Origin of the sequence: Tatumella terrea (genome assembly GCF_039523755.1) — a bacterium.
GTDB classification, from domain to species: Bacteria; Pseudomonadota; Gammaproteobacteria; order Enterobacterales; family Enterobacteriaceae; genus Tatumella; species Tatumella terrea.
Genome location: NZ_BAAAFX010000011.1, coordinates 1 through 13,624 on the forward strand (window position 1 = coordinate 1; position 13,624 = coordinate 13,624).

General features: G+C 50.6%; 9 protein-coding genes. 8 read left to right on the forward strand and 1 reads right to left on the reverse strand.

Going from position 1 to position 13,624, the window contains the following annotated elements:
- Window positions 1-358 precede the first annotated feature (358 nt).
- Entirely contained in the window at window positions 359-1,762 is a 1,404-nt protein-coding gene (mdtD, locus tag ABD035_RS06720; RefSeq protein WP_343868774.1) for a multidrug transporter subunit MdtD, read from the forward strand.
- Window positions 1,763-1,915: 153 nt separating this feature from the next.
- Here mdtD and kup read toward each other — a convergent pair whose 3' ends face one another.
- Complete coding sequence (kup, locus tag ABD035_RS06725; protein WP_343868776.1) at window positions 1,916-3,784, reverse strand: low affinity potassium transporter Kup; 1,869 nt, start codon at window positions 3,782-3,784, stop codon at window positions 1,916-1,918.
- A 265-nt stretch (window positions 3,785-4,049) separates the two neighbouring features.
- Between kup and ravA the strand changes: the two genes are divergently transcribed.
- From ravA to rsmG, 7 genes are all read left to right on the forward strand, one after another.
- Window positions 4,050-5,546 carry an ATPase RavA gene (gene ravA / locus ABD035_RS06730; RefSeq protein WP_343868778.1) on the forward strand — a complete coding sequence of 499 codons (1,497 nt, stop codon included), beginning with the start codon at window positions 4,050-4,052 and terminating at the stop codon, window positions 5,544-5,546.
- On the forward strand, window positions 5,543-7,003 hold the full coding sequence (viaA, locus tag ABD035_RS06735) for an ATPase RavA stimulator ViaA (RefSeq protein WP_343868780.1): 1,461 nt from the start codon (window positions 5,543-5,545) through the stop codon (window positions 7,001-7,003). The genes ravA and viaA overlap by 4 nt, the downstream gene beginning before the upstream one ends.
- A 61-nt stretch (window positions 7,004-7,064) precedes the next feature.
- The gene (gene ovoA, locus ABD035_RS06740) at window positions 7,065-9,197 is read left to right on the forward strand and encodes a 5-histidylcysteine sulfoxide synthase (RefSeq protein WP_343868782.1); all 2,133 of its coding nucleotides are present in this window, start codon (window positions 7,065-7,067) and stop codon (window positions 9,195-9,197) included.
- A 105-nt stretch (window positions 9,198-9,302) separates the two neighbouring features.
- Window positions 9,303-9,764, forward strand: a complete 462-nt coding sequence (gene asnC, locus ABD035_RS06745; RefSeq protein WP_025901637.1) for a transcriptional regulator AsnC — start codon at window positions 9,303-9,305, stop codon at window positions 9,762-9,764.
- A 153-nt stretch (window positions 9,765-9,917) separates the two neighbouring features.
- Window positions 9,918-10,358: an FMN-binding protein MioC gene (gene mioC, locus ABD035_RS06750; RefSeq protein ID WP_343868784.1), complete on the forward strand. Its 441-nt coding sequence runs from the start codon at window positions 9,918-9,920 to the stop codon at window positions 10,356-10,358.
- 440 nt (window positions 10,359-10,798) lie between these two features.
- Complete coding sequence (gene mnmG / locus ABD035_RS06755; protein ID WP_343868786.1) at window positions 10,799-12,688, forward strand: tRNA uridine-5-carboxymethylaminomethyl(34) synthesis enzyme MnmG; 1,890 nt, start codon at window positions 10,799-10,801, stop codon at window positions 12,686-12,688.
- A 57-nt stretch (window positions 12,689-12,745) separates the two neighbouring features.
- Window positions 12,746-13,366, forward strand: a complete 621-nt coding sequence (gene rsmG / locus ABD035_RS06760) for a 16S rRNA (guanine(527)-N(7))-methyltransferase RsmG (protein WP_212713644.1) — start codon at window positions 12,746-12,748, stop codon at window positions 13,364-13,366.
- The last annotated feature ends 258 nt before the right edge of the window (window positions 13,367-13,624 follow it).

The window sequence follows — 13,624 nt, forward strand, 5'->3', positions numbered from 1 at the left end:
GGCGTATATTACGCTTTTCACCTCAGGAGTCAACCACTATTTCGTGATTTTTTCTCCCGGACCGAATCACTTCAGTCCCTGTCACGCCGCTGCGCATCGCGCTTTGCCGTGTCAGTGGGAGCGCATTATAGGGAGATAATTTTTTCTGACAAGGGTTTATTTCAAATAAATTGCCGAGTGTCGCTTTTTTGCCCACTTTGCTAATTTATGTGCTGTTTTGAGTAAAAAAGACACTAATAAACGCTATTTTTTCTACATACTTATTACTCTTTCCGGAATCAGCACTGAATAATGGCTGTATGCTCAGCCTGAGACTAAGGTAAATGCCGCAGCTTATCTGAAAATAAAAGGATACTTAATGGTTCGCTCTGCACGCAGTATGTCTGGCCTGCCCTGGATAGCAGCGATGGCTTTCTTTATGCAGTCTCTGGACGCCACGATTCTGAATACCGCCCTGCCAGCTATCGCACACAGTATGGTTCGCCCTCCGTTAGCCATGCAGTCGGCGGTCATCAGTTATACATTAACCGTAGCCATGCTTATTCCGGTGAGCGGCTGGCTGGCTGATCGCTTCGGTACACGGCGGATTTTTATTCTGGCCGTCAGTCTGTTTGCCTTAGGTTCCTTAACCTGTGCCCTTTCCGGCACACTGCCTATGCTGGTGGTTTCCCGGGTCATCCAGGGGATAGGGGGTGCCATGATGATGCCCGTCGCCCGACTTGCGTTACTGAGAGCCTATCCCCGCAGTGAATTACTGCCTATCCTGAACTTTGTCACGATGCCCGGATTAATCGGCCCGGTGCTGGGCCCGGTGCTGGGTGGGATACTGGTTACCTATGCAACATGGCACTGGATATTTCTTATTAATATCCCGATAGCGTTAGCCGGTGTCTTTTTTGCCCGGAAATATATGCCTGATTTCACAACCCCGAAACGGCGGTTTGATGCGCCAGGCTTTTTACTGTTTGGTCTCGGGCTGGTGCTGATCTCTGTCGGTATTGAGTTGTTTGGTGAACAACTGGTACGTAGTTCACTGGCCGCTGCTATTCTGATTAGCGGGGTCGTCCTGCTATTACTCTATATAAAGCATGCCAGAAATCACCGCGCACCTCTGATAGGTCTGCCGATGTTTAAGACGAGAACCTTTTCTATCGGGATCATCGGCAATATAGCCTCACGGTTAGGGACAGGCTCGGTTCCTTTCCTGATGCCACTGATGCTTCAGGTAGGCTTTGGGTATTCCGCTCTGCTTGCTGGCTGTATTATGGTACCGACGGCACTGGGCTCTATCCTCGCAAAATCACTTGTGACCCGGGTACTCAGAAGCCTGGGCTATCGCCGGACCCTGGTGATTGTTACCGGTGTCATCGGGCTGTTCGTCGCAAGCTTCTCACTACAATCACCGACTCTCCCCTTCTGGGTACTGCTGGTACCGCTGTTTATCATGGGGATGTTTATGTCAATGCAATTTACTTCCATGAACACCATTACCCTGGCCGATCTCACGGATGACAATGCCAGCTCAGGGAACAGTGTACTGGCCGTGACTCAGCAACTGGCCATCAGCTTTGGTGTTGCAGTCAGTGCAGCCGTCTTACGTTTCTGGCAAAACATTTCCGGCGAGGCTCTCTGGGACTTTCATGCCACCTTTCTGAGTATGGGGATCGTGACGCTGTTATCCGCCCTGATCTTCCTGCTACTGAAACCGGAGGATGGTAAACACCTGATTCACGACCGCGTGAAGAAAAAAGCGAAAACTTAACCTCTGCCAACAGAAGCACGCTCCATCAGCTCCGGTGTCAGACAGCAAGTAATCACAGCTATCGGTAGCAGTAAGAAGAGCGAGTCCTGTGCCTTCGGTGACCAGATAGCGGGCCGATACAAAAAGGGGGGCAGATAACCTGCCCCCCTTTTCTCAGAACTCTACCTGGGTTCCCAGTTCAATGACCCGGTTAGGCGGGATTTCAAACTGATCCGGAGCCCGTAACGCGTTACGTTGCAGAGCCATAAATAACTTACCGCGCAATCGCAGATACCATGGACGTTTCCCCAGAATCAGCGACTCTCGTGACATAAAGAACGAAGTATCCATCATTCTGCAGTTCAGACCTTCCAGTCCGCACCGATGAAAGATTTCTTCTACGTTTGGCGTTTCACGCCAGCCATAGCTGGCGACCACCCGCCAGAAGGTCGGAGAGAGTTGTTCTATAGTGACACGACGTACATTATGAACATACGGGGCATCTTCAGTACGTAACGTCAGCAACACTACCCGCTCGTGTAATATCTTGTTGTGTTTGAGGTTATGCAGCATCGCGAATGGAATGACATTCAGCACTCTGGACATAAATACGGCCGTTCCGGGCACCCGCAGTGGCGGGTTTTTCTCCAGTGAGGCGATCATCGCTTCCAGAGAATTACCGTGTTCATGCATCCGGCGCAGGACCCGGAATCGTTCGCTTTTCCAGGTCGTCATAATAATAAACATAACCAGTGCCAGACACAGTGGCAGCCAGCCACCTGAGAAGATTTTTATCAGGTTTGCACTGAATAAAGGCACATCAATACACAGCAGGACGATGAAAATCATTCCCACCAGGAATATATTCCAGTGCCAGTTCTTGCGTGCCACCGTACAGGACAAAATGGTGGTCAGGATCATCGTGCCGGTGACGGCAATACCATACGCTGCGGCAAGATTGCTGGAATGTTTGAAACAGATAATCACCACCAGCACCGCCGAATACAGTAACCAGTTGATCATAGGGATATAGATCTGGCCGGATTCCATTTCAGACGTATGGATGATTCTCATTGGCGACAAATACCCGAGACGTACCGCCTGCCGGGTCAGTGAAAATACCCCGGAGATCACTGCCTGCGAGGCAATCACGGTGGCCAGGGTCGCCAGCAATAACATCGGGATCAGCGCCCAGTCCGGAGCCAGCAGAAAGAACGGGTTTTTAATGGCTTCAGGATGAGCAAGCAGCAAAGCCCCCTGTCCAAAATAGTTAAGTACCAGTGAAGGCAGAACAACACTAAACCAGGCAATACGTATCGGCAATTTCCCGAAATGTCCCATATCGGCATATAAGGCTTCAACCCCGGTGATCGACAGAACCACCGCCCCCAGGGCAAAAAAGGACACCGTCTTGTAATGCAGGAAAAATTCCACGGCATGCCAGGGATTCAGCGCCTGTAATACGACAGGGTTCCGGATAATACTGTTAACACCCAGGACCGCCAGTACCAGAAACCAGATGAGCATGACGGGGGCAAACATTTTCCCCACCAGCCCGGTACCATGTTTCTGGATCAGAAAGAGGAGTGTCAGAACAGCAATAGAAAGAGGAACAATATAGGCATCCAGCGAAGGGGCCGCAATTTCCAGACCTTCCATTGCAGACATCACCGAGATGGCTGGCGTAATGACGACCTCGCCATAGAAGAAACTCCCGCCCACCAGCCCCATGATAAGCAGGATGGCCGTCGCCCGGGCACCGGTATTTCGTCCGGCAAGCGACATCAGCGTCAGTATTCCACCCTCACCGGCATTATCCGCCCGCATGACGTAGCTGATGTACTTCAGAGAAACGACAAGGATTAATAACCAGAAAATCAATGACAGAAAGCCAAACACGGACTCCTGCTCGATGCCAAAACCAAATTGCCCCGAAAGGCACTCACGTAGTGTATACAGCGGGCTGGTTCCTATATCACCATAAACCACACCGATAGCTGCTAGCGTCAATGCGCCGGTTGATTGTTTGTTATTTGAGCTCATATCATTTTATCTTGTTTTTAACCAATCCCGTAAAAACGTGCCTTATTAACCGCCAAAGTGGCACAGTATGCACTTATTCATCAGAAAACCCACCCGGTTATCGATAAAAGGTATCTAAAATTGATTATTAACCCGTTGCAGAACCCTGCGGTGATGGGACAATCTTAAAGATTATCATTTCGCGCCTCCTCTGCCGGTTTATCATGGCAGGATGCCGGAAAGACAGCAGCATCCCGACGGTTATTACAAGGACTCAATTATTATTATGGCATTGACTCATCTTTTAGCTGACAGAATTACGCGCCTCAGCGATATGCTGGAAAAAGGGCTGTATGAAAGACACCACACTATCCGGTTGTGTCTGCTGGCTGCTCTTTGTGGTGAAAGCGTATTCCTGATGGGTCCGCCGGGGATTGCCAAAAGTCTGATTGCCCGCCGGCTGAAGTATGCATTTCAGGATGCCCGGGCTTTTGAATACCTGATGACCCGCTTTTCAACACCGGAAGAGGTCTTCGGTCCGCTCTCTATTCAGGCGCTAAAAGATGAAGGACGTTATCAGCGCCTGACCCGTGGCTATCTTCCTGAAGCCGAAATAGTGTTCCTGGATGAAATATGGAAAGCCGGACCGGCCATCCTGAATACATTACTCACCGCCATTAATGAACGCCGGTTCCGCAACGGTGACAGTGAAACCACTATTCCTATGCGATTACTGATCACCGCATCCAATGAGTTCCCGGAAGAAGACAGCGGGCTGACAGCCCTCTATGACCGTATGCTGATACGACTATGCCTTGATAATGTCAGTAGTAAAAACAATTTCCGCAATATGCTGACCGCATCAGGAGAAGAGCCCGTCACTCCGTCGGGGGAGTCTTTGCGTATTACCCATGACGAATATCAGCAATGGCAAAAAAATATTCCCCGCATCGCCCTGCCGGATACCGTCTTTGAACTGATTTACCGGTTACGTCATCAGCTGGAAAATCAGGCTGATGCTCCCTATATCTCAGACCGCCGCTGGAAGAAAGCCACCCGGCTACTGCAGGCCAGTGCCTTCTTCAGTGGCCGTGATGCGATTGCACCGGTAGACCTGATATTACTGAAAGACTGTTTATGGCACGACACAGCTTCTATGCAACTGATTGAGCAGGAAATTCAGTCACTGGTCACCGGTTACGGATGGGAGCAACAGGCTATTTTACTCAAACTGCGCCAGCTGCAAGCCCGTAAAGTAACGCTGCAACGACAGATGAATGAGCAACAAATATTAACGCTGGACAAACAAAGCACATTGTTTGGCCGTAAGGCTCATCCGGCTTTACCTAAGGATCTGACAGAGGAACAGCTGACGCTGATTTTGCTCTCCCCGCTGACACTGCATAATTTAAACGTATCGCATCTGGTGATCAGCAGAGAAGACCTGAGCCAATGGCTTCAGAAAGGCGGAGAGATTAAAGGAAAGCTCAACGGCATGGGCTTTGCACAATCGCTGGATTTGTATATTGATGACCGGAACCGGTTGAACATCCGGGATATCAGTCTGCAATCCTCCGGGCTGAGCGCCTCCGTCCGCAGTCCGCAAACGCCATTACCCGAAGAAATCACCCTCGGCCTGCAGGCGCTTAAGGAGCAGCTACAGACACAACGTTTACTTTTCCGTCAGCATCAGCACTGCCTTTTCATCGATGATAAGTGGCTGGCACTTATTGAACACAGTCTGCAGGATGTGGCGGATCAGATAGAACAGGCAATGCAATGATTTCTATCGATACGCTGTTAAGTCTGCTGACATTTAATGATTACGACTCACTTAATGACTTTCTGACGACACTCCTGGCAGCCCCGCAGCTGGTGATGTTTCTGGAGAAAAGCCCTGCGTTGAAAAAGGCTCTGCTGCGTGATTTACCTGCGATTAAAGCCGCCATCAACGAAGAGCAGAAAAATACACCGGTACCGGCTGCGCTGGCTCAGGAATTTTCACTCTATACGCGACAAAAAGGACTCAGCCTGTATACCTTCAGTCAGCAGTTACCTGAAACCCTGCAGGCACTGGAACAGCTCAACTCTCCGTTTACCGAAGAAGCAGAAAATCTGAAGAGGCAGGCCGATGACACTCTGTTTACTCCGGCACAACAGAGTCTTTTTTTTCAACGCTGGCGGCTGAACCTGACATTACAGACGGCGACCCTGAATGAAGACCTGCTGGAACAGCACAGAGAACGCATAATCAATGAATTACAGCAGCGGATTTCCTTAGCCGGTCAACTGTCCCCCTTACTGGAAGAAGACGAGGAGGCCGCCGCCGGCCATTTATGGGATTGGAGTAAAGCGCCGTTACAAAAGGGGGATGCGGATTTAATCGTGGAATACAGCGAATTCCTGAAAACACATCCTGAGCTTTCTTCTCTGGCTGCACAATTAGGGCGTAGCCGCGAATCTGCGGCAGAACCTGCCGAAAATACCGCCACGGGTATACAAAAGGTCCGGGTTCCCCATACGGAGTCCGTTCCTGAAGAGGTCAGCGGCATCCACCAAAGCGATGATATTTTACGTCTGCTGCCTCCGGAACTGGCCGCGCTGAGCATCACGGAACTTGAACTGGAATTTTATCGCCGGCTGGTGGAGAAACGTCTGCTGACCTATCAGCTCCAGGGGGAGTCGTATCACGAAGAACTACGGCACCACCCCGTGACCGGACATAAGAAAGATCCAACCCCGGCAGGCCCTTTTATTGTCTGTGTGGATACATCCGGCTCGATGGGCGGGTTTAACGAACGCTGCGCCAAAGGATTCTGCCTCGCTTTACTTAAAATCGCGCTCACCGGAAAGCGCCGTTGCCACGTGATGTTATTTGCCAGCGAAGTTATCCACTATGAACTGACCGCGGAAGATGGTCTGCAGCAGGCTACCCGTTTTCTGAGTCAGCGTTTCCGGGGCGGAACCGACCTGGCGCAGTGCCTGAATACCGTCGCTGATCAGCTGGAAACAGAGGCCTGGCGGGATGCCGATGCCGTCATTATCTCCGATTTTATCGCCCAGCGGTTGCCGGGAGAGTTGATCCAGCGGCTGGAGAAGATCCGCCAGCAACGGCAACAGCGGTTCCATGCCGTGACGCTTTCCCCGCACGGTAAACCCGGGATCCTGAGACTCTTTGATCATATCTGGAAATTTGATACCCGGTTACGGATGCGATTACTGCGACGTCTGAAGAGGTAAGGCTATGATTCTCTGCTATAGTCAGTACATACCGGCCTAAGCATAGCGGAGCCCTTCAGTAATGATACCCGACCGTCAGCCACATCTCCCTTTACCGTCTTATACGGTTCCTTTAACCGGCGAAAATGTCTCAGAAAAACGTCAACAGATCCTGGAGTATTTTCTCCACAGCTGGGAACTGTATGAGAGTCTGTTTGAATGTCTGGACAGTGCGGATGCCTGGACGACAAAGGCAATTTCTCTGCGCCATCCGCTTATTTTCTATTATGCCCATACGGCGACCTTTTATATTAATAAGCTGATGGCTGGCGGATACCTGGACACCCGTATTGATGCCACCATCGAATCGATGATGGCTATCGGTGTGGATGAAATGAGCTGGGATGACCTGGATGACCAGCACTACTCATGGCCACCGGTCAGCGATGTCAGAGCGTACCGTCAGAAAGTAAAGCAGCAGGTACTTCATTTTATTGAAGAGATGCCGCTGGAACTGCCAATCCACTGGGATAGCCCGGCATGGGTTATCCTGATGGGGATCGAACATGAAAGGATCCACCTTGAAACCTCCAGTGTGCTTATTCGCCAGCTTCCCCTCAGCCAGGTAAAGCCCTCGCCGTTCTGGCCCCATAGCCCTCAGGCAAGACACCATCGTTCACAGGTTCCTGAAAATAGCCTGGTGGCGATTGAAGGAAGCAGGGTGTCACTGGGTAAAGAAGACGAGACGTATGGCTGGGATAATGAATATGGCTTTCAGCAAACCGAAGTCAGTCCCTTTCAGGCCAGTAAAATGCTGGTCAGTCATGGGGAGTTTCTGACATTCGTGCAGGCCGGCGGCTACCACACCCGCCGTTTCTGGGACGAGGAAGGCTGGCAATGGCGTGAGTTTGCCGGTGCCGAACATCCGACCTTCTGGGTCGGTGATGTATTGCACCCCGATCAGCTTAAATTACGACTGATGACGGAAGAAGTCCCGATGCCCTGGGACTGGCCCGCCGAAGTGAATCAGCTTGAAGCTGCCGCATTTTGTCGCTGGAAAGCAGAAGTCCTGGGGGAACCGGTCCAGCTCCCTTCTGAAACGGAGTGGTACCTGTTACGTCAGCGGATAGAGGAGCCTGCGGCAGGTGAACCTCTGCCGGCGAATATCAATCTGAGCTACGCAGCCTCGCCGTGTCCGGTCGATCTTTTTCCGCAGGCGGGGCTATACGATATCGTCGGGAATGTCTGGCAATGGACGACGACACCTATCAGTGGTTTTCCGGGCTTCAAGGTGCATCCGCTCTATGATGATTTTTCGACACCGACATTTGACGGAAAACATAATCTGATCAAAGGCGGTAGCTTCATTTCAACAGGAAATGAGACACTGAAATCGGCCCGTTATGCCTTTCGACGACATTTCTTTCAGCATGCCGGCTTCCGGTATGTGATCTCATCTCACCAGGAAACGCAGAAAGTGAATCCTTATGAAACAGACCTGATGGTCTCACAATATCTGGATTTCCAGTACGGGCCGGATAAATTCGGTATCGCCAATTATGCGAAGGTACTGGCAGAGAAAGTACTGCCCTGGTGTGAGTCACGGGCGCATGCCCTGGATATCGGTTGTGCGACTGGCCGCGCAACATTTGAGCTGTCACGTTATTTCTCTCAGGTGACCGGCATGGATTATTCGGCACGTTTTATTGATGTGGCGGAAAAGCTTTCTGCGGGAGAAGAATTACGCTACCAGCTCCCGAGTGAGGGTGAGCTGGTGGATTACCGGACATTAAGGCTGACCGATGCCTTAGCAGACTATGCTGCACAGGGGCCGGTACATTTTACACAGGGTGATGCCTGTAACCTGAAGGCCCGGACGGGCATGTTTGACCTTGTTTTCGCCTCAAACCTGCTGGACAGACTGCGTGAACCTCGCCGTTTTCTGCAGGACATCACGCCGATGCTGCGTACAGGAGGCGTCTTACTACTCTCATCACCTTATACATGGCTTGAAGAATATACACCTAAAGATAACTGGCTGGGCGGGCTCCGTGAAAACGGAGAAGCCGTAACAACCTTACAGGCATTACGGCGCATTCTGCAGGCCGATTTTGAGGAAATCGCGCCGCCGGAAGATGTCCCCTTTGTGATCAGGGAAACGTCCCGCAAATATCAGCATACGGTGGCCCAGCTGACGCTGTGGCGTAAAAAATAATCCCCCCGGCAGGAATAGCTGTCGCAGGTCAGCTATTCCTTGCCAGCCTGCGCGCAGGAGATTACTGTCACTGTTTACCTTACACCTGACAGATAAGGAAACAGGATGGCTGATACACTGCAACTCGATCAACTTGATCGCGATATCCTCAACGCCCTGCTGAATAACGCCAAAACGGCCTATGCTGAGCTCGCAAAGCAGTTCAGTGTCAGTGCCGGTACGATCCATGTTCGTGTCGAAAAAATGCGTCAGGCCGGGATTATCCTCGGTACCCGTATTGACGTTGATCCGAAAAAACTCGGATTTGATGTCTGCTGTTTTATCGGCATTATTCTAAAAAGTGCCCGTGATTATCCTGCCGCCCTGAGCAAGCTGGAAGCACTCGACGAAGTTGTGGAAGCCTGGTACACCACCGGCCATTACAGTGTGTTTATCAAAGTAATGTGCCGCTCCATCGATGCGCTTCAACAGGTGCTTATCAATAAGATACAGACCATTGATGAAATTCAGTCTACCGAAACGCTTATCTCTTTACAGAACCCGATCATGAGAACCATCAAGCCCTGATCCCCGGGGCATTGTGGATAACCTTATTCATCACTCTCTCCTGTGCTGGCAGCCCCTTCCGAAGAAAATAAAAAATGAATAACCTTGTTGTCCACAGGTGGATCACTGCTTGATCACAGCGTACAATGCTCGCCTTTAACAGAGGGAAGATCGATGGCGGATATTACGTTTATCACAGGCAGTACCCTGGGCAGTGCCGAATACGTCGCTGAAGACCTGGCTGAAATTGCAGAGGCAAAAGGGCTTTCTGCCGAAATTCTGCACGGACCTGCTTATGATGACGTCCCGGCAACAGGGATCTGGCTACTGATCAGCTCAACGCATGGCGCCGGTGAAATTCCGGACAACCTGTTACCGTTTTATCAGACGCTTTCAGAGACACAACCGGATCTTTCTGCCGTCCGTTACGGTGCCATCGGTATCGGTAACCATGAATATGACCTGTTCTGCGGTGCGATCCGAACCCTGGATCAACAATTACAGACTCTGGGCGCGACACGGATCGGCGATCGGCTGGAAATAGATGTCCTGGAACACGATGTCCCTGAGGATCCGGCCACAGAATGGTTTCAACAGTGGATATCACTGATTTAGATCCCCTCAGCCACGGTGATTGATCGTTTATTTCTAATGATCCGTGGTGATTAGTCCTGTTTTGTGATCTTTTTTTCCGGTTTTTCTGTGTATAACTCACCCTGAAACGTGCGTATAACCGGTAGTTATCCAATGAATAACCCCGGATGCTTTTTTGACCTGTGTATAAGTCCTTATTTTGATCTCAGCTTATACGTGAAAGGATCACCGATCATTCACAGCATACGATCCTCATTAGATCTCTGTTAAGTAACAGGAAAAATCCCTTATCCACAAGATCAGTGGATCCTAATAAGAGATCTAACAGAAAGATCATACATAAAATAAAGATCTTTCTTTTAAACCCCTAACGATCCTGCCACTTTCGCCGGTCAGGGAATTTAAGTAGAATCCTCCACCGGGATAGACTCCCAACCGTTAATCTACTGAGGTACTGCTCCATGTTTTATCCAGATCCTTTTGACGTCATCATCATCGGTGGTGGTCATGCAGGGACAGAAGCAGCAATGGCTGCTGCCCGAATGGGTCAGCAAACCCTGCTACTGACACACAATATCGATACGCTGGGACAAATGTCATGTAACCCGGCGATTGGTGGTATCGGAAAAGGACATCTGGTTAAAGAAGTCGATGCAATGGGCGGCCTGATGGCGCAGGCCATCGACAAAGCAGGGATCCAGTTTAGAATACTAAACAGCAGTAAAGGTCCTGCGGTCAGAGCAACCCGTGCACAGGCGGATCGCGTACTCTATCGGCAGGCAGTACGTACTGCTCTTGAAAACCAGCCTAACCTGATGATCTTCCAGCAGGCTGTGGATGATCTTATCGTCGAAAACGATCAGGTCGTGGGTGCAGTGACTCAGATGGGCTTACGCTTTCGTGCAAAGGCCGTGGTACTGACTGTCGGAACCTTCCTTGACGGTAAAATTCATATTGGCCTGGATAACTACAGCGGTGGCCGTGCCGGTGATCCCCCTTCGGTTCCGCTGGCTCGTCGCTTACGTGAGCTTCCGCTGCGTGTGGACCGCCTGAAAACCGGAACACCTCCCCGTATCGATGCCAGAACGATCGATTTTTCGGTGCTGACGCCGCAACACGGTGATACACCGATGCCGGTCTTTTCGTTCATGGGGAAAGCCAGCGATCATCCGCAGCAGATGGCGTGTTACATCACCCATACCAATGAAAAAACGCATGACGTGATCCGTAATAACCTCGATCGCAGCCCGATGTATGCCGGGGTGATCGAAGGGATCGGCCCCCGTTACTGTCCGTCGATTGAAGACAAGGTGATGCGCTTTGCCGATCGCAATGCTCATCAGATCTTTCTGGAGCCGGAAGGGCTGACCAGTAACGAAATTTATCCGAACGGAATATCGACCAGCTTACCGTTTGATGTACAGATGCAGATTGTCCGCTCGATGAACGGACTGGAAAATGCCAAAATTATCCGTCCGGGATATGCCATTGAGTACGATTTCTTTGACCCACGGGATCTGAAACCGACGCTGGAGAGTAAATACATCAGCGGATTGTTCTTTGCCGGACAAATTAACGGCACCACCGGATATGAAGAAGCCGCTGCTCAGGGATTACTGGCCGGCCTGAATGCCGGACGTTTCTCTGCCGATAAAGAAGGCTGGACCCCGCGCAGGGATAATGCTTACCTCGGTGTTCTGGTCGATGACCTGTGCACTCTGGGAACCAAAGAACCGTACCGGATGTTTACCTCCCGTGCCGAATATCGTCTGATGTTACGTGAAGACAATGCGGATCTTCGTCTGACTGCTATCGGTCGTGAACTGGGGCTGGTGGATGATGAGCGCTGGGCCCATTTCAACCGGAAGCTGGAATCGGTGGAACAGGAGCGTCAGCGCTTACGTGATATTCATGTACATCCCAAGTCCGGGAATGTGGAAGAGATCAATGCGGTACTGAGTGCCTCGCTCACCAAAGAAGCGAACGGGGAAGATCTGCTGCGCCGACCGGAACTGACGTACGAAAAATTAATGACATTACCCGGCTTTGGTCCGTCGCTTGCTGATCCGTCAGCCGCTGAGCAGGTGGAAGTTCAGGTAAAATATGAAGGCTATATTGCCCGTCAGCTGGAAGAGATCTCCCGCCAGCAGCGTAATGAAAATACGGTATTACCTGCCGACCTCGATTACCGTAACGTGAACGGGCTTTCAAATGAGGTGATCGCGAAGCTTAACGATCATAAACCCTCTTCCATCGGTCAGGCTTCACGTATTTCCGGTATTACCCCCGCAGCCATCTCTATCTTACTTATTTACCTGAAAAAGCAGGGTTTGCTTCGTAAAAGCGCCTGAGTCTTCAGTAACTGCAGGGGAAACCATTCGGTTTCCCCGCTAACAGGAATGTCCTTCGTGATAAATACACTTTCCTCGCTACTTCAACGGGCTGGTATTTCGCTCTCCGATCAGCAAAAACATCAACTGGTCAGTTATGTCGGTATGCTGGACAAATGGAACAAAGCTTATAACCTGACATCGGTTCGTGACCCTCAGCAGATGCTGATCCGCCATATTATGGACAGTATTGTGGTTGCCCCTTATCTGGAAGGTAATAAATTTATTGATGTCGGTACCGGGCCCGGATTACCGGGGATTCCGCTCTCGATTGTTTGTCCGCACGCACATTTCACCCTGCTGGACAGTCTGGGTAAACGCGTCCGTTTTTTACGTCAGGTACAGCACGAACTGAAACTGGAAAATATCACCCCGGTGCAGAGCCGTGTTGAAGCCTTTACTGATGAGCCACTGTTTGACGGGGTCATCAGCCGTGCATTTGCGTCTTTGCAGGATATGGTGAGCTGGTGTCATCACCTGCCGGCGGCGGGGCAGGGCCGTTTTTATGCACTGAAAGGCCAGATACCGGATGAAGAGCTCTCGGCACTTCCTGAACATCTGAGTCTGGAGTCCGTCATATCATTACAGGTGCCCGATCTGGAAGGTGAGCGTCATCTGGTGATTCTGAAGCAGAAATAAGATCTGAACTCTCATACCGGCAACCCTTGCCGGTAATGTTCCTTCCCCGATGCTGACTATCCTATTTTCACTTTTTTATGTGATATCTATCACATAAAAAAGGTTGTTAAGTCCTGACTGACGCCGTCAGGATAGTAAAACTCTCAAAAAACCACCGCTCCTGCAGGTTAACTCTTTATGAACTTTCAACAGATAGTGTGCTATCGGTGATGGCGCTGATTATCGATACTGGAGTATTTGTCATAATCACCGGGTCGG